Origin of the sequence: Bifidobacterium sp. M0353 (assembly GCF_016100645.1) — a bacterium.
Lineage (GTDB): Bacteria > Actinomycetota > Actinomycetes > Actinomycetales > Bifidobacteriaceae > Bombiscardovia > Bombiscardovia choladohabitans.
In genome coordinates this window covers 244,792-262,378 of sequence record NZ_JACFSB010000001.1, presented here as the reverse complement: position 1 = coordinate 262,378, position 17,587 = coordinate 244,792, and the positions used below count along the sequence as shown (strand labels likewise).

The following is a 17,587-nucleotide window of genomic DNA, read 5'->3' as shown; positions in this document are numbered from 1 at the left end:
TATGCTCCCATTCCTATATTTCCTGTATTTCGCAGATTTGCTTATAGCGTTAACAATGCCCCGAGACCAGGTCCAGTGCTTGCTCCAGCGTGAAGGCCCCCTCATAAAGGGACTTGCCCAGGATGGCGCTGTCCACGCCCCGATCGACCAGGTCCAGGATGCGGCCCAGGTCATCCAAGCTGGAAATGCCCCCCGAGGCGGTCACCCTGGCCGGGGTCCGGTCAGCCACCTGACCCAGCAGATCCAGGTTGGGGCCGGTCATCATCCCGTCGCGGGTCACATCGGTGACCACGTACCGGCTGCACCCGTCCCGGTCCAGTCGTTTCATGGCCTCGAAAAGGTCCCCGCCCTGTCTGGTCCAGCCCCGGGCGGCCAGGGTGTGTCCGCGCACGTCCAGACCCACGCAGACCCTCTGCCCGTAGCGATCCAGGACCCGGCTGGTCCATTCCGGGTCCTCCAGGGCCGCCGTGCCGATGTTGACCCGGGTGGCGCCTGCATCCAGGGCTGCCCCCAGGCTGGCGTCGTCACGGATGCCGCCGCTGAGCTCCACCTTGACGCGATCCCCAAGCTCGTTGACCAGGGCGGCCAGCTTGTCGCGGTTGTCGCCCGTGCCGAAGGCCGCATCCAGGTCGACCAGGTGGAGCCACTCGGCACCCTGGTCCACCCAGGCCTTGGCTGCATCGGCAGGCTCGCCGTAGACCTTCTCGGACCCGGAAATCCCTTGCTTCAGGCGGACCGCCTTTCCGTCGCGGACATCGACAGCGGGTAGGAGCGTCAGCATCTCATTCACCTTTCTCGCAAGGGAGTCCGGAAGCCCCGGGAAGGGTCCGCACCCAATTGGCCAGCAGCCGTGCGCCGGCCTGGCCGGACTTTTCGGGATGGAACTGGGTGGCGCTCAGGGGACCGCATTCATAGGCGGCCACGAATCTGCTGCGCCCATAGGTGGCCCAGGTAACCAGCGGTTCACCAAAAGAGGCGCCCTGTATGGTCTTGTCAGACTCTGGCTGGACCGACCCTGGCTGGCTGTCTCCATGTTCATTCAATACCGCTACCCGCAGGGACAGATCGGACTGCGTCCCGCTTGTCCGGTCATCCCCCTGCACTGCCATGGCCGCATAGGAGTGGACGAAGTAGAAGCGCTGGTCCTGGACGCCCGCCAATAGTCGTGTTCCCTGAGGCGCCTGGACATGGTCCCAGCCCATATGGGGCACGACGTCGGCATCCAGCTTGGTCACCCGACCGGGGATCAGGCCCAGCCCGGGTTCGCTGCGGCCGTCCTCGTCCCCGAACTGGAACATGACCTGGAGACCTATGCAGACCCCCAGAACAGGCAACCCCTGGGCCAGACGATCCAGGATGATGCGGTCGCCGCCCACGGCCCGCAACCCCGCCATGCAGGCCCCGTAGGCTCCCACACCTGGGATGACCAGGCCGTCGGCCTTCATGGCCAGGTCCGGGTCGGCGCTGATCTGCGCATCGACCCCAAGCTGGGAGAGGGCATGAACCATGGATCTGACATTGCCGAAGCCATAGTCAAGCACCTGTATCCTGGTCATGTTCCTCCTAGCCAAGCCTCTTGCCCGAACTTCTACTCGACTTGATTACTCGACGCGGCCCTGGCGAGTCGATCCGCCGGCCCCGAACCTGGTGTGCGAGGCGATGATGCCCATGGCCTTCTCGCGGTTGTACTCCCCCGAGTCGAAGATGGCGGCCCCGTCCTGGCGCAGCCTGTCCACCGTGGTGGTCCCGATCATCAGGTCCTCCACGAAGTCGGCGGTGGCGGCAAAGAGGATGGGCGGCGCAAGCGTCTGCCCCGACTTCCCGCTGATCCAGAGAGTCACCTCGAGCTTGTCGGCCCGGTTGACCGCGAGGATAGCGCTGAGCCCGGATACCACCGTGGTCAGATCGCGGATGGCAGCCTCGGGTCCGTCGCCATCCAGGTTTCTCAGGATGGCCACGGCACCCTCACGGGCCTGGATGCACCAGGCCGAAATATCGGAAATCTGGCAGAAGGCCGCCAGAAGCTCTGCCGAAGCCAGACGGGTCACCATGACGGCGGCCTTGGCCCGGTTGCCTATCAGGCCTTCAAGCTCCTGATCGAAGTCAGCAGCAACGCCATCAGTCTCGTCCGGTTCCACCGACGATTGGTCGGCGGGTTCGGAATTCGGCCCAGCCTCGTCATCCACGCTCGATCCGGAGTGATCAACCGGCTGATCCGCCCGGTCCTGGCCCTCATTGAACTCAGCCTCAAAGCTGGCCAGGGCCCGCTCGACCTCCTCCTCGCTCAGATGATGGCCGGAATCCGGCAGGTCCTGATCCTTGTTGTCGTTGTTCTCGTGTTCATCAGTGCTCATAGCGACCCCTTGGTGCTGGGGATGCCCTTCACCCTGGGATCCGGCTCCACGGCGAAACGCAGAGCCCTGGCCAGGGCCTTGAACTCAGCCTCGGCGATGTGATGCGGATCCCTGCCCGACAAGAGGGTCAGGTGCAGGCAGATGCCGGCGTGCAGGGCGACGGACTCCATGACGTGCCTGACCAGGGAACCGGTGAAGTGCCCGCCGATCATGGCGTATTCGAACCCTTCCGGCTCACCGGTGCAGACCGCATAGGGCCTGCCGGAAATATCGACCACGGCTCGGGCCAGGGCCTCGTCCAGGGGGACGGTGGCGTCGGCGAAGCGTCTGATGCCCCGCTTGTCCCCCAGGGCCTGGGCCAGGGCCTCGCCGAAGACGATGGCCACGTCCTCGACGGTGTGGTGGACGTCGATCTGGGTGTCCCCGCTGGCCTTGATGGTCAAGTCGATCAGGGAATGCCTGCCCAGGGCCGTCATCATATGGTCATAGAAGGGAACCGAGGTGTCGATATCGGTCACTCCGGTGCCATCCAGGTCCAGACTCAGGCTCACCTTGGATTCACTGGTCTGGCGGGTGATGGTGGCTGTTCTGCCTGCCATTGCTGCTCCTCCGCTTTCCTGCCGCACTCCAGTCCGCACTGTGGCTCCTGCACGGCGTCTAGACCACCAGCATAGCCGTTCCGCTGGTCTGCATCCTCCTAGAACCGCTTGAGGACATGGACCAGGGTTTGCCGGAATCGCTCCATCTCCGCGTCCGTGCCCATGCAGACCCTCAGGTAGCCCTGGGGACCAACGGCCCGGATCAGCACGCCTTCATCCTTCATGGCCTCGAAGACGGCATCCCGGTCGGGGAAGATGCCGAAGAGGATGAAGTTGGAGGCCGAGGGGACCACGGTCAAGGGTCGGCCGTGGAACTGCTGCCCGGCCAGCCACTCAGCGGTTTCCTGCCGGGTCTGGCGGATCTGATCCACCCGTGCCAGCTGGAGGTCCGTGTGCTCCAGGGCAGCCAGGGCCGCAGCCTGGGTCAGGGCGCTCAGGTGGTAGGGCATCCGGACGATGCGGACCGCGTCGATTATTCCCTGGGATGCTGCCAGGTAGCCCACCCTGGCGCCGGCGAAGGCGAAGGCCTTGGACATGGTCCGGCTGACCGCCAGGTGGTCGTACTGCCCGATCAGGCTGACCGCCGATGGCGTGCCCGGGTCGCGGAACTCGATGTAGGCCTCGTCCACGACCACGATGGGCCGGGCGGACGGGTCCCCGCCCGCTACAGGGACCTTGGAGCAGGCCTCCAGGAGGCTGGTCAGCTGGTCCATGGGCAGGGGCGTCCCAGTGGGATTGTTGGGGCTGGTCACTAGGACCATGGCTGGGCCCAGCGCCTTGATGCGCTCGATGGTGGTTTCAATATCCAGGCTGAAATCAGGCAGCCGATGGGCCAGCTCCCAGTCGGTGAAGGTGTCCCGGGCGTACTCGGGATACATGGAGTAGGTCGGGTCGCAGCCCAAGGCGGTCCTGCCCGGCCCGCCGAAAGCCTGGAAGAGCTGGAGCATGATCTCATTGGACCCGTTGGCCGCCCAGATCTGCCCGGGTTGGAGCGAGGTACCAGACTCCCTTTTCAGGTAGGCAGCCAGGGCCCGCCGCAGTTCCTCATGCTCCCTGTCCGGATAGCGGTTGAGACCTGGGGCCACCTGGCGCACGCGCTCGCAGATGGCATCGACCACCTCCTGGTCCAGGGGGTAGGGGTTTTCGTTGACGTTCAGACAGACCGGGACATCCAGCTGGGGGGCACCGTAGGGCTCCTCCCCCACCAGGTCCGCACGGAGGGGAAGATCGGCTGGTATGGTACTCACCTTAGGCCGGCCTTCTCTTCGTTGGCTTCCAGGTCGGCCTTGTCGTAGGGATCGTCCAGGAACCGGCTCAGGACGCACTCGCCATGGGCGGGCAGGTCCTCGGATACCGCGAAATCATTGATCTTGGCAGCGATGGGCTTGAGCCCCTCCTGGTCATATTCGATGACTTCGACAGGCTTCATGAAGGTATGGACGCCCAGGGCCACGTCGAAGCGGGCGGTGCCGCCGGTGGGCAGGACGTGGTTGGACCCGGACATGTAGTCGCCCAAGGGCACAGGGGAGTAAGGGCCGCGGAAGATGGCGCCGGCATTCCTGATCCGGTCGATGACGGCATCCGGATCGGCCGTCTGAACCTCCAGGTGCTCGGCGGCATAGGCATTGGCCACGTCGATGGACTGGCCGATTCCGTCGGTCAGGATGATCCCCGACTGATTGCCGCCCAGGGAGGTACGCACCCGGTCGGCATGCTCGGTCCTAGGCACCCTGCGATCCAGAGCCTCCTGAACGCCCTGGGCCAGGTCCCGGCTGTCGGTGATCAGCACCGAGCCGGCCAGCTCGTCATGCTCGGCCTGGCCGATCAGGTCTGCAGCAACCCAGTCGGGGTTGGCCTGGCCGTCGGCAAGAATAGCGATTTCCGTGGGTCCGGCCACAGCGTCGATGCCCACCATGCCGGAGACCATCTGCTTGGCCGTCGCCACGAAGATGTTGCCCGGGCCCGTGATCTTGTCGACCGGGTCGCAGAGAATCCCCCCGTCCTGCGGTTCCGACCCTCTGGCCCCATAAGCGAACATGGCTATGGCCTGGGCACCGCCCACGGCATAGACCTCGTCCACCCCCAGGATGGCGCAGGTGGCCAGGATGATGGCCGCCGGCAGGCCACGGGGGTCATCGGAGGCGGGCGGAGTGGCCACGGCCAGGGAATCGACCCCGGCAATCTGGGCAGGCACCACGTTCATGATGACCGAGGAGGGATACAGGGCCTTGCCTCCCGGCACATAGAGGCCCACGCGTTCGATCGGAATCCACCGCTCGCTGACCCGGGCGCCGGGTGCCAGATCGGTGGCCATAGGCTTGGGCACCTGGGTGGTGCAGACCTTGCGGAGGCGGGTGACGGACTCCTCGATCGCCGCCCTGACCTTGGGATCCAGCCCCTCCAGGGCCTCCTGCATGGCCGATGCCGGAACCCTCAGATCATGAGGGCGCACATGGTCGAACCTCTCCTCCAGATCGCGCAGAGCCGCTGCCCCATGCTCGCGCACCTGGTCCAGTATGGGCTGCACCTGGGCGCTGGCCTCCCGGGTACCCATATCGGCCCGGGGCATGGCGGCGAGGAGTTGGGCGCGGGACATGGTTTTACCGCGCAGATCCATGGTTCTCATCATGAGCTTTGACATACTTTGATGGTAGTGAACTTTTGTGTCGCCAAAGCCGGCGACTCACCACCGTCCCAAATGGTGAGACGGCTCCGGGTGCGTCCTAGGCCGACGGCAGACAGGAGGGTCCGAAGACGGACTTGATCTCGGCCATCATGGAGGTGTCGTGCCTGGTGCGGAATCCGTCGCCGAAGGTCAGCAGACGGACGTTGCCCCGGTCGTCGGTGACGGCCAGACGGACCTGGCAGTAGCCGGGGTGGGACTTGAGTATCCGGGCCAGCCGTTCCATGTGCCCCCGGTCCAGGGCCTGCCTGGGCAGGGTGATGGTCAGTGGACGCTCGTCGGCCGACTCCAGGACGGGCACCTCCATATCGTTGACGCGAATGTTGGTGGCCTCGTCCCGCAGCTCGACCACACCCTTGACCCGGATAATCGAGTCCAGGACCAGGTCCTCGGAGTGGGCGTCGTAGACCTTGCCGAAGAACATGCACTGGATGGAGCTCTCCAAGTCCTCGATGGTGACGATGGCCCAGGGATTGCCCTTCTTGGAGACCCGGCGGTCCACTGCAGTGACCAGCCCGGCCAGGGTCACCGCCTTGCCGTCCATGCCCTTGGACCGGTTGAGCAGCTGGGCGATGGACATGTCGCGCATGCCTGCCAGAACCGAGGTCATGCCGCTCAGGGGATGGTCGGACACGTACAGGCCCAGCATCTGCCGCTCGAAGTTGAGCTTGGTGGACTTGTCCCACTCGTCGATGTCGGGCACGGTCACCTGGGCGTCGCCCAAGGCATCCTGCTGGGGTTGGTCGTCATCGGCGTCGGCGAAGAGGTCGAACTGGCCCTCGGCCTGCTTGCGCTTGATGGGCATGACCTGGTCGACGGCCTCGTCATGAATCTGGAAGAGGGCCCTCCGATTGGGGTCGATGCTGTCGAAGGCGCCCCCCTTGATCAGGGATTCCACGGTCCGCTTGTTGAGCACCTCCATGGGCACACGCTTGACGAAGTCCATGAAGTTGACGTACTTGCCCCGGGGCCCCTGACGCTCCTTGATGATGTCCGCCACCACCTTGTCACCCACATTGCGGATGGCCCCCAGGCCGAAGCGGACCACGTCGCCGACAGCGGAGTACTCGGACACGGACTCGTTGATGTCGGGCGCCAGGATGCGGATGCCCATCCTTCTGGCCTCGCCCAGGTAGAGGGCGGTCTTGTCCTTGTTGGTCCGCTCGTTCTGCAGCAGGGCGGCCATGAACTCCACCGGATAGTGGGTCTTCAGGTAGGCGGTCCAGTATGCGATCAGGGCGTAGGCCGCCGAGTGCGCCTTGTTGAAGGCGTAGCCGGAGAAGGGCACCAGGACGTCCCAGACCGCCTGGGCGGCCTCCTGTGAGTAGCCGTGCGCCTTCATGCCCTCGAAGAAGGGCACCTGCTCCTTGGCCAGGACGTCGGGCTTCTTCTTGCCCATGGCCCTTCGCAGCACATCGGCTCGGCCCAGGGAGTAGCCGGCCAGAATCCGGGCAGCGGACTGGACCTGCTCCTGGTAGACGATCAGGCCGTAGGTCTCGTCCAACACGCCCGCCAGGGGCTTGGCCACCTCGGGGTGGATAGGCTCGATCTTCTGCAGCCCGTTCTTGCGCTTGGCATAGTTGATGTGCGAGTTCATATCCATGGGCCCCGGCCGGTAGAGGGCGATCAGGGCGGAGATGTCGTTGAAGTTGTCGGGCTTGAGCATGCGCAGCAGGGAGCGCATGCCGTCGCCATCGAGCTGGAAGACGCCCAGGGTGTCGCCCCGGGACAGCAGCTGGTAGGTCTCCTTGTCGTCCAGGGGGACCTTCTCGATGCTGATGGGCTCCTTGCCGTTGCGCTCGATGTTGGTGACCGTATCCCTGATGACCGTGAGGTTGGACAGCCCCAGGAAGTCCATCTTGACCAGCCCCAGGGTCTCGCAGGTGTGGTACTCGAAGGTGGTGGTCACCGTGCCGTCCGTGCGTTCCATCAGCGGCGAGGTGTTGGTGATGGGGTTGGAGGCCATGATGGTGGCGCAGGCGTGCACACCGGTCTGGCGGATGATGCCCTCGATGCCCTTAGCCTCCTCGGTGATCCGCTTGACGTCCGGGTTGGACTCATACAGGTCGCGGAACTCCTTGGCCTCCGGGTAGCGCTTGGACTGGGGGTCGAAGATCTCCTTGAGGCTCATGTCCTTGCCGTTGACCGTGGGCGGCAGGGCCTTGGTGACCTGGTCACCCACGGAGTACTCGTAGTCCATGATCCTGGCCGAGTCCTTCAGGGCCTGCTTGGTCTTGATGGTGCCATAGGTCACGCACTGGGCCACCTTGTCGGAACCGTACTTGCGGCCCACGTAGTCCAGGACCTTCATGCGCCCCTCGGGGTCGAAGTCCACGTCGATATCGGGCAGGGAGACCCTCTCGGGATTGAGGAAGCGCTCGAAGATCAGCCCGTGCTTGAGCGGGTCCAGCTCGGTGATGCCCATGGCGTAGGCCACCATGGATCCTGCAGCCGAGCCACGGCCCGGCCCCACCATGATCCCGTGGTTCTTGGCCCAGTTGATGTAATCGGCCACCACCAGAAAGTATCCGGTGAACTGCATCTGGCAGATGACACCGCACTCGTAGTCGGCCTGGTGGGAGACCTCCTCGGGCACCCCGTCCGGATAGCGGTTCTTCAGTCCCTCGTCCACCTTCTTCAGGAAGAGTGAGGTCTCGTCCCAGCCCTCCGGGCAGTCGAAGCGGGGCATGAAGGCCCCGTCCTCGTGGTCGTCGAACATGACGTTGCAGCGCTCCGCGATCTCCAGGGTGTTGTCGCAGGCTTCGGGGAACTCCTTGAAGATCTCACGCATCTCCTGGGCCGAGCGGATGTAGTAGCCGGTGCCGTCGAACTTGAAGCGGCCAGGGTCGGTCAGCCGGGATCCCGAGTTGATGCAGAGCAGGGCGTCCTGGGCCGAGGCATCCTCCTTGCGCACGTAGTGCGAGTCGTTGGTGGCCACCAGGGGGGCATCCAGACGACGGGCGATCTCCAGCAGATCCTTGGTCACCCGATGCTCGATCTCCAGCCCGTGGTCCATCAGTTCCACGTAGTAGTTCTCCTTGCCGAAGATGTCCTGGAACTCCCCGGCGGCCCGCAGGGCCTCGTCGAACTGGCCCAGCCTCAGCCTGGTCTGGACGATGCCCGAGGGGCAGCCGGTGGTGGCGATGACCCCCTTGTGGTAGGTGGACAGCAGGTCCTTGTCCATGCGGGGCCACTTGCCGACCAGGCCCTCCAGGTTGGCCACCGAGGAGGCCTTGATCAGGTTGACCAGGCCCGTGTCGTCGCTGGCCCAGAGGGTCATGTGGGTGATGAAGCCGCCGCCGGAGACGTCGTCCGAACGCTGCTCGTCGGTTCCCCAGTGGACCCGGCTCTTGTCCTGGCGGGCCGTCTCAGGGGTCACATAGGCCTCGATGCCGATGATGGGCTTGATGTCGGCATCCACGGCCGTCCGCCAAAGCTCGTAGGCCCCATGCATGTTGCCATGGTCGGTGATGGCCACGGCCGGCTGCCCCAGCCGTCCCACCTCGGCGACCAGGTCGGGGATCCTGCTGGCCCCGTCCAGGGTGGAATAGTGGGTGTGGGTGTGAAGGTGAACGAAGTCTGACCGGGTTGAGGACATATCTCCAACTTACCCAGGACCCTGGCCGAATCGCCGGAGTCCGCTAGCTGCGTATACCAGCGGCGCTCTGACGTTCGATCTGCAGGGAGCGGCGCAGATCAGCCGGGTAGGAGGAGACCACCTTGGTCCAGATCTTGGTACGGGGGTGGCGGAATTCCAGGCGCATGGCGTGCAGCCACTGCCGCTTCAGGCCCAGTCGCTCCGCCAGGTCGGGGTTGGCCCCATACATGTGGTCACCCACCAGGGGATGGCCTATGGAGGAGAAGTGCACGCGTATCTGATGGGTGCGCCCGGTCTCCAGATTGACGCTGACCAGGGTTGCCGAGCCGAAGCGCTCCAGGACATCCCAGTGGGTGATGGCCTCCTTGCCGGCAGGGGTGACCGTGAAGCGGAAGTCCGAGACACGCGCCCGTCCTATGGGGGCCTCGATGGTGGCCTTGTCCTCGGAAAGATTGCCCTGGACCAGGGCGTGGTAGATCTTGACCACCTCATGCCGGGCGAACTGCCGACGCATCTCCTTGTAGGCCAGGTCGGACTTGCAGACCAGCATGAGGCCGCTGGTGCCCGCGTCCAGGCGGGAGACGATGCCCTGACGGCCCTGGGCCCCCATTGAGGTGATGTGGGTGCCCCGCTGCAAAAGGCTGCCCAGAACGGTTGGGCCGGTCCAACCTATGGAGGGATGTGCCGCCACCCCCACCGGCTTGTCTACGACGACCACGTCCTCGTCCTCATAGACCACGGGCATGTCCTCGGCCACTGGCTCCACCTGCTTGGATGGCTCGGGCTCGTCCAGCTCTATCAGATCGCCGCTCATCAGGGTGGTGGCCTTGTTCACACGGCGGCCCATGATCCGCACATGCCCCTGGGCCACCAGTTCGCTGGCCTTGGCCCTGGACAGGCCCAGCATCTTGGACAGGGCCATGTCCAGGCGCCGACCCACAAGGGCATCCGGCGCGGGAAGAAGCCGGGTCACTTGGTCGCTCCCCCATGCTCTTTGGCTTTGTCCCCGTCGCTGAATCGTACATTGCAGACAATGAGCACCACCACGGCCACGCCTGCCAGGGTCAGATAGACGTCGGCCACGTTGCCCACCGACCAGCCGTAGTCCAGAAAGTCGACCACGGCACCGTCAAGAAAACCGGAGGCATAGGCCACCCTGTCGATCAGATTGCCTGCCGCCCCCGAGAAGGCCAGGGAGAGGACCAGGGTCCAGAGCATGGAGGTGGTGCGCAGAGACAGAACAATGATGAGCAGGCAGGCTGCCATAGCAATAAGGGATATGACCCAGGTACTCCCCGAGCCCAATCCAAGAGAGGCCCCGGGGTTGCGTACCAGACGCAGTCCACGCAACGGTCCAGGCAGAGCCACCCTGACACCGTTGCCCAGCCGCGCCAGGGCCAGGGCCTTGGTCACCTGGTCCAGGGCTATGGCCACTGCCGCCAGAGCGACGAAGACGGCCACGCGCACGCGCAGCCGTCTCATGGTTGTGTTCTTCGTCATTATCGGTTGGAATCAGTGGGCCTGTTCCGACTTCTTTTCCATGGACTGGTAATTGCTGGTGTCCGAGATCTGGTTGATCAGCTGGTTGAGGAACTCGGTCAGCTTGCTGCGGTAACCCGCCTCGAACTGCTTGAGCCCCTGGATGTTCTCCTCCAGAACCTTGGACTGATCCATGAGCTTGTTCTTGACATCGGCGGCGTAGCGATCGGCACTGTCGCGGGTGTTCTTGTCGTACTCCTGGGCGCGGGTCTGCACCTGGGTCTCGTACTCGTCGGCCTGCGAGTGCTGGCGCTTGGAATAGGCGTCGGCATCGGAACGGGTCTTGACCGAGTACTCGTCGGCCTGGGAGCGTACACGCTGTGAGTAACCATCGGCCTCGGAGTGGACTCGCTTGGAATACTCGTCCACCTCGGCGCGGGTCCTCTTGGAGTAGTCCTCCGCCTTCTTGACGATGTCGTCGTGCTGGGCGTGGCCCTCGGCAACCAGCTGGGTGGCGTTGGCCTTGCCCTTGTCCACGTACTGGTCGTGCAGCTGCATGGCCAGGGTGAGCATGGCAGTGGCCCTCTCGGGTTCGCTGCTGGCCTCGGCGCCAGCGCCCGCGATCCGCTGCAGGCTGCCCGTTTCGGTGGAGGGTTCGGCCTTGGAGACCTGCTGGCGCAGCTGCTCCTCGCGCTTGCGGGATTCCTCCAGCTGCTTGTTGAGCTGCTCGGTGCGCTGCTGCTGCTCCTGAGAGGCCTTCTGTGCCTGGGTGACCTGCTGGCGGGCCGTGGCCATGCTCTGCTGGGAGGCATTGAGCTGGTTGGTCAGAGCCTGGACCTGCTGGCGGGCCTGGTCGCGCTCCTTTTGCATGGCGGTCAGCTGATTGGTCAGAGCCTGGGTGTTGTTGCCCGCGGCGGCCTGGGCGGTCAGCTGGTCGATCTGCGAGTTGAGCTGCTCGACCTGACGCTTGAGCTGGTCATTCTGGGAGGCCAGGGTCTTGACCTGGCTCTGGGACTCGGCCAGGAGCCGCTTGGTCTGGGCATCCACGACAGGCTGCTGGGCGGCATTACCCTGGGCCTGCTTCAGATCCCTGTTTTCCGTCTGCAGGGATTCCACCTGAGCCGTCAGGTCGGAGATCTTGGAGTTCAGCGAGGCCACGTCGGTACCCAGGGACTGGGTGGAAGCGGAGTTGCCCTGCATGGCCTGCTTGCCCAAGGCTTCAACCGTCTCCGTGACCTGATCCAGGAAGTCGTCAACCTCGTCGACGTCGTAGCCTTCCTTGAACCGCACTGTCTGGAAGGTATGCTCCCTTATGTCATTAGGCGTCAATAGAGCCATATGTTTCTCCACCTCGCTTCAGGCCAACCAGCCCGATTGTGTTCTCTTACTGCATGCTAGCACGGAGTCTGCCGTATCCGCGGTCTTGCTTTTATCCCAGCAGCACCTGGATGATGATCAACGCGGCGTAGAGCACCATGAAAGAGACATCGAGCTGGATCCTGCCCATGGGCAGGGGCGGAATGTACCGGCGCAGCCAGCGCAGGGGCGGCTCGGTCAAGGCATAGATGACCCGGATGAGCGAGGCCACGAAGCCTCGGGGGTACCAGCGGGGCGACAGAACCAGGACCCAGTCCAGAATCATCCGCACGAAGAGGATGAGCAGGTAGGTCTCAATGCAGATGTCTATCAGATATCGAATAAAAGGAACAAGCATGCGTCTTCAGGCTCCTGCGGACAAGGCTGCCAGGGCTTCGGTCACTGGGCGAAAAGCCCCTTGGCCGAGGAGCCTGACTCGGGCTCCTCCACCTTGATGTTGACCTGTGCAGGACTGAGCAGGAAGACCCTGGGGGTGACCCGCTCAATGGACCCGCGTACCCCGAAGACCACGCCGGCGGAGAAATCGACAATCCTGTAGGCAACCGACTCGGACACGCCTGTCAGGTTGAGGACCACCGGAACCCCGTCCCGCAGGGCCCTGCCGACCATCTGGGCATCCTCGTAGGACTTGGGATGGATGGTGGTGATGCGGTTGATCCGGCTCTGGAAGGGCGTGGACTCGGCTTCCTGGCTGCTGGACGTGGATTGCGGAGCCATGGGAGTCACAGAGTGATCGGTGTCGAAGCCGTCGCGGGCCTCGTCATCGTCGGCCAGGTCGTCGTCATCGTCATCCACGACATCCGACATGCCGAAAAAGGACATTGCGTTCTTCATCAATCCTGCCATACCTGCTCCTTCGCCTGATTACCGCAGAAAGTCAGGGATATCCAGATATCCCGGGTCGGAGGTGCCGTCATCGCCGGAGGCGGGGGGCACCACATCGTGTTCGGAGGTCTCATCGGACTCCACCTGGGCGGATGGAGTCGTCATCGGCTGCTGGGGCTCCTGGACCGGGGTGGCCGCTGCCGGTGCTGTGGTCGTGTCCACTGCAGGAGCCGGGGTCTCGTCCTTCTTAGGGGTGGGATCGAACCCGGCGGCGATGACCGTGACCCGCACCTCGTCCCCGTAGGCGTCGTCCAAGGCCAGGCCCCAGATGATCTGTGCCTCGGGATGGATGGCATCCTGAACCAGCTGGGCGGCGGCAGATGCCTCCTGCATGCTCAGGTCGGTGGGGCCGGCCACGTTGATCAGGGCCCCATGGGCACCCTCGATGCTCTCCTCCAGGAGCGGAGAGGAGATAGCGATCTCGGCGGCCTGGGTGGCTCGATCCTCGCCCCTGGCTGCGCCGATGCCGAAGAGGGCGGTGCCGGCATCCTTCAAGATGGCGGTGACATCGGAGAAGTCCACGTGAATGTAGGAGTTCATGGTGATCAGGTCGGTGATGCCCTGAACCCCGGCCAGCAGGGCGGTGTCGGCCGTCTTGAAGGCGTCCATGACCGAGACCGTGCGATCCGAGAGGTCCAGAAGCCGGTCATTGGGGATAACGATAAGGGCATCGACCTCTTTGCGCAGGTTCTCGATGCCCGATTCGGCGGAAGCGGAGCGCCTGGGGCCTTCAAAGGTGAAGGGGCGTGTGACTACGGCGATGGTGAGCGCGCCTTGCTGACGGGCTGCACGCGCTACCAGGGGGCTGGCGCCGGTGCCTGTGCCGCCGCCCTCCCCTGCAGTGACGAAGACCATATCGGCGCCCTTGAGGACCTCTTCGATGTCGGACTGATGATCCTGGGCGGCCTTGGCGCCCTTCTCCGGATCGGCTCCGGCTCCCAGGCCGCGGCTGTTGGCATCAGAGAGGGAGATCTTCACATCGGCTTCTGAGCGCAGAAGATCCTTGGCATCGGTATTGATGGCCACAAACTCGACATTCTGCAGACCTTCGGCGATCATGCGATTGACAGCATTGCCACCGGCTCCACCAACACCAACGACCTTGATGTTGGTCTTGTCGTTGAAATTGTCATTCTGGGCAATCTCGCTCACAGTATGCTCCCGTCACTCACGTTACGCTCAACTCTAGCGCAGGTCATATACGCCAACACGCATTTGCCCACAGGCGTTCCGACCCTTCCTGACGGCCGTGGGCCTAGGGTCCGGGAGGTCAGAGCCAACCGTCCTGGCCTCCCGAGAGAACCTCCACGCCGTTCTGTCCGTATTCTAAACCCTGATTCTAGACCCGGATGCGCATGGTTGGTGACGGGAATATTTCCGGCTTCAGTAGGAGGCGTCCATGGGGTCGTTGCCGAAGAGCGTCTCGCGCTCCTGATGGGTGGTGGTCCGCGAATCCAGCCAGCCATAGGGCAGGCGGACCTTCTTGGCATAGCGCACCCGACCCCGGGGCTTGCCGGCCACGGCCCGCGGATAGGGCATGTCCTGGTCCAGATTGGCGATGCAGCGGTCCATGTCCTCCAGGCTCTCGCAGGCCATAAAATCGCGGCGCACCTGGCCACCCACGGCGAAACCCTTGAGATACCAGGCCACGTGCTTGCGCATATCATGGACTGCCATGCGCTCGTCGCCGTCGTAGAACTCGACCAGAAGCCTGGCGTGGCGGGCCATGATGGCCCCCACCTGGCCCAGGGTGGGCTCCTGCCGTTCCGGGGAGCCGGCCAGGGCCGCAGCGATGTCGGCGAAGAGCCAGGGACGGCCCTGGCAGCCCCGGCCGATGGCCACGCCTGCGCAGCCGGTCTGGGCGAACATGTCCAGGGCATCCTCAGCGGTCCAGATGTCGCCGTTGCCGAAGACGGGGATATCGACTGCCTGGACCAGCTGGGCGATCCGGTCCCAGTCGGCATGGCCGCCATAGTATTCAGCCGTGGTCCTGGCATGCAGGGTGACGGCGGCGCACCCCTCCTCCTGGGCGATGTGGGCCGCCTCCAGGAAGGTCTCATGCTGATGGTCGATGCCCACCCGGATCTTTGCAGTGACGGGGATTCCGGCTGGCGAGCAGACAGCCACCACACGATGGACCAGTTCGGCGAAGAGGTCGGTCTTCCAGGGCAGGGCGGACCCACCGCCGTGCCTGGTGACCTTGGGGACCGGGCAGCCGAAGTTCATGTCGATATGATCGGCCCAGCCCGCATCGACCACCATTCTGGTGGCTTGCTCCATAATCTGCGGGTCCACCCCGTACAGCTGCAGGGAGCGCACCTTCTCCTGGGGGGCGAAGCGACAGAGCCTGAAGGCCTTGGGGTTGCGCGCCACCAGGGCCCGGGCCGTCACCATCTCCCCCACATACAGTCCATCGGGTCCGTACTCGCGGCAGAGCAGGCGGAAGGGCCAGTTGGTCACGCCCGCCATGGGCGAAAGCATGACCGGAACAGGTACGGTTATCGGGCCCAGCTTCACCGGGGCAACCTTCGGGGTCAGGCGATCAGTCTCAGTACCGGCCACCGGCCTCGGCCACCTTGATGGGTTCGCTCTCGTCCGTGCCCGGCTCGCTGGCCAGGTCCGTGTAGCCGTCAGCGGCGCGCGTACCGGTCAGGTCGGACGGGCCCATGGGGTAACGGACACGCTGCTCGCCTACAACCTTGCGCACATAGTCCTCCACCTGGTCCAGGGCCACGCGGTCCTGCTGCATGGAGTCGCGGTTGCGGATGGTGACCGCCTTATCGTCCAGCGTGTCGAAGTCCACGGTGATGCACAGGGGCGTGCCGATCTCGTCCTGACGACGGTAGCGGCGGCCGATTGCGCCGGACTCGTCATAGTCCACCATCCACTCATTCTGGCGCAGGTCGGCGGCCAGGTCGTGGGCGATCCGCTGCAGATCAGGCTTCTTGGATAGGGGCAGGACCGCGGCCTTGATTGGGGCCAGCCTCGGATCCAGACGCAGCACGGTGCGACGGTCGACCCCGCCCTTGGTGTTGGGGGCCTCGTCCACGTCATAGGCATCCACCAGGAAGGCCATCAGCGAGCGCGTCAGACCGGCCGCGGGCTCAATCACGTAGGGAATGTAGCGTTCCCCGCTGGCCTGGTCGAAGTAGCTCAGGTCCTCGCCCGAGTGCTCGGCATGGGCCTTGAGGTCGTAGTCGGTGCGGTTGGCCACGCCCTCCAGCTCGCCCCACTCGGAGCCCTGGAAGCCGAACCGGTATTCGATGTCCACGGTCCGCTTGGAATAGTGTGCCAGTTTCTCCTTTGGGTGCTCGTAGTGGCGCAGGTTCTCGGGCTTGACGCCCAGATCCACGTACCAACGGGTCCTGGCGTCGATCCAGTACTGATGCCATTGTTCGTCGGTGCCGGGATGGACGAAGAACTCCATCTCCATCTGCTCGAACTCGCGGGTACGGAAGATGAAATTGCCGGGGGTTATCTCGTTGCGGAAGCTCTTGCCCATGTTGGCGATGCCGAAGGGTGGCTTGGAACGGGAGGAGGCCATGACGGACTTGAAGTCCACGAAGATGCCCTGGGCGGTCTCGGGACGCAGGTAGTGCAGGCTCTTCTCGTCCTGGACCGGCCCTAGGTGGGTCTGCAGCATCATGTTGAAGTCCCGCGGCTCGGTCCACCGGCCCTTGGTGCCGCAGTCCGGGCAGGGGATGCCCTTGAGGCCGTTTTCCGGATCGTGGCCGTGCTTTTCGACGTAGGCCTCCTCCAGGGTGTCGGCCCGGTGCCGCTTGTGGCAGTTCAGACACTCGATCAGGGGGTCGTTGAATACCGAAACATGGCCCGAGGCCTCCCAGACCGCCGTGGGCAGGATGACCGAGGTGTCCACGCCGACCACGTCGTCGCGGGTGACCACCATGGTCCGCCACCACTCACGCTTGATGTTGTCCTTGAGGGCCACGCCCAAAGGACCATAGTCCCAGGCCGAGCGCGTCCCGCCGTAGATCTCCCCTGCGGGAAAGACGAATCCTCGGCGCTTGGCCAGGGAGATGACCTCATCCAGTTTCGATACTGCCACTGATCACACCTTCTGCTCGGGAACCCCCTCCTGGGGGCTACGACCTGATGACCGGCCTCCAGCATACCTTCGGCGGGTGACCTGCTGTCAGCGTAGAGGCCTACCATCAAGGCAGGTGCGGGAGGCCGCGCAGGTGACCGCAGGGGACACCGGGCATCCTGCCTACGAACGCCAATCGATGCGGAAAGGTTTCCGATATGCCCGATATGAACGACCCATCCTATCTGAACACCGTAGCCGAGGTCACGATCGCACCCTCCGGTCAGGGCGAGGAGCTGTCCACCTATGTGGCCCAGGTCATCAAGGTCATCAGGGACTCGGGGCTACCCAACCAGACCAATGCCATGAGCACCGTCGTCGAAGGTGATCTGCACCGGGTCATGGAGGTCGTGGAAGAGGCCACACGGGTCCTGGCCGAGCAGGGGTACAGGACCGGCGTCAGCCTCAAGCTGGACATCCGCTCCGGCAAGCGGGACCAGATCCACGAAAAGGTGGAGCGGGTCGACCGGATCCTAGGCGGGGAAAACCGCTGAAAGCTCACTGTCA

At 64.3% G+C, this 17,587-nt stretch carries 16 protein-coding genes; 1 reads left to right on the top strand and 15 read right to left on the bottom strand.

All coding sequences use genetic code 11. The annotated features are described in order from the left end of the window. Positions 1–49 precede the first annotated feature (49 nt). The 15 genes from priA to H3V04_RS00855 form a co-directional block, all read right to left on the bottom strand. Positions 50–781 carry a bifunctional 1-(5-phosphoribosyl)-5-((5-phosphoribosylamino)methylideneamino)imidazole-4-carboxamide isomerase/phosphoribosylanthranilate isomerase PriA gene (priA, locus tag H3V04_RS00925; RefSeq protein ID WP_198186922.1) on the bottom strand — a complete coding sequence of 244 codons (732 nt, stop codon included), beginning with the start codon at positions 779–781 and terminating at the stop codon, positions 50–52. A 1-nt stretch (position 782) separates the two neighbouring features. Continuing rightward, positions 783–1,556, bottom strand: coding sequence for an imidazole glycerol phosphate synthase subunit HisH (gene hisH, locus H3V04_RS00920; protein ID WP_198186921.1), 774 nt, complete (start codon positions 1,554–1,556; stop codon positions 783–785). A 45-nt stretch (positions 1,557–1,601) separates the two neighbouring features. Further along, positions 1,602–2,354: a hypothetical protein gene (locus H3V04_RS00915; protein WP_198186920.1), complete on the bottom strand. Its 753-nt coding sequence runs from the start codon at positions 2,352–2,354 to the stop codon at positions 1,602–1,604. Next, positions 2,351–2,953, bottom strand: a complete 603-nt coding sequence (gene hisB, locus H3V04_RS00910; RefSeq protein ID WP_198186919.1) for an imidazoleglycerol-phosphate dehydratase HisB — start codon at positions 2,951–2,953, stop codon at positions 2,351–2,353. Before hisB ends, H3V04_RS00915 begins: the two co-directional genes overlap by 4 nt. 98 nt (positions 2,954–3,051) lie before the next feature. After that, positions 3,052–4,200 (bottom strand): histidinol-phosphate transaminase, encoded by a 1,149-nt coding sequence (locus H3V04_RS00905; RefSeq protein ID WP_198186918.1) that lies wholly within the window; start codon positions 4,198–4,200, stop codon positions 3,052–3,054. Continuing rightward, positions 4,197–5,594, bottom strand: coding sequence for a histidinol dehydrogenase (hisD, locus tag H3V04_RS00900; protein WP_198186917.1), 1,398 nt, complete (start codon positions 5,592–5,594; stop codon positions 4,197–4,199). The genes H3V04_RS00905 and hisD overlap by 4 nt, the downstream gene beginning before the upstream one ends. 82 nt (positions 5,595–5,676) lie before the next feature. Further along, positions 5,677–9,234: a DNA polymerase III subunit alpha gene (dnaE, locus tag H3V04_RS00895; protein ID WP_198186916.1), complete on the bottom strand. Its 3,558-nt coding sequence runs from the start codon at positions 9,232–9,234 to the stop codon at positions 5,677–5,679. Between the two features lie 43 nt (positions 9,235–9,277). After that, entirely contained in the window at positions 9,278–10,207 is a 930-nt protein-coding gene (locus H3V04_RS00890; protein WP_198186915.1) for an RluA family pseudouridine synthase, read from the bottom strand. Next, entirely contained in the window at positions 10,204–10,734 is a 531-nt protein-coding gene (locus tag H3V04_RS00885) for a signal peptidase II (protein WP_232342399.1), read from the bottom strand. The genes H3V04_RS00890 and H3V04_RS00885 overlap by 4 nt, the downstream gene beginning before the upstream one ends. A gap of 12 nt (positions 10,735–10,746) precedes the next feature. After that, complete coding sequence (locus H3V04_RS00880) at positions 10,747–12,051, bottom strand: DivIVA domain-containing protein (protein WP_198186914.1); 1,305 nt, start codon at positions 12,049–12,051, stop codon at positions 10,747–10,749. Between the two features lie 91 nt (positions 12,052–12,142). After that, positions 12,143–12,427 carry a YggT family protein gene (locus H3V04_RS00875; RefSeq protein ID WP_198176706.1) on the bottom strand — a complete coding sequence of 95 codons (285 nt, stop codon included), beginning with the start codon at positions 12,425–12,427 and terminating at the stop codon, positions 12,143–12,145. A 41-nt stretch (positions 12,428–12,468) separates the two neighbouring features. Further along, the gene (locus H3V04_RS00870) at positions 12,469–12,936 is read right to left on the bottom strand and encodes a cell division protein SepF (RefSeq protein WP_029677902.1); all 468 of its coding nucleotides are present in this window, start codon (positions 12,934–12,936) and stop codon (positions 12,469–12,471) included. An 18-nt stretch (positions 12,937–12,954) separates the two neighbouring features. Next, positions 12,955–14,127 carry a cell division protein FtsZ gene (gene ftsZ / locus H3V04_RS00865; protein ID WP_198176707.1) on the bottom strand — a complete coding sequence of 391 codons (1,173 nt, stop codon included), beginning with the start codon at positions 14,125–14,127 and terminating at the stop codon, positions 12,955–12,957. A gap of 231 nt (positions 14,128–14,358) precedes the next feature. Further along, complete coding sequence (gene dusB, locus H3V04_RS00860; RefSeq protein WP_269748863.1) at positions 14,359–15,513, bottom strand: tRNA dihydrouridine synthase DusB; 1,155 nt, start codon at positions 15,511–15,513, stop codon at positions 14,359–14,361. 10 nt (positions 15,514–15,523) lie between these two features. Further along, positions 15,524–17,041: a glycine--tRNA ligase gene (locus H3V04_RS00855; protein ID WP_198186912.1), complete on the bottom strand. Its 1,518-nt coding sequence runs from the start codon at positions 17,039–17,041 to the stop codon at positions 15,524–15,526. 197 nt (positions 17,042–17,238) lie between these two features. On the opposite strand from H3V04_RS00855, the gene H3V04_RS00850 reads away from it, so the two are divergent. Then, positions 17,239–17,574: an MTH1187 family thiamine-binding protein gene (locus H3V04_RS00850; protein ID WP_198186911.1), complete on the top strand. Its 336-nt coding sequence runs from the start codon at positions 17,239–17,241 to the stop codon at positions 17,572–17,574. Positions 17,575–17,587 lie beyond the last annotated feature (13 nt).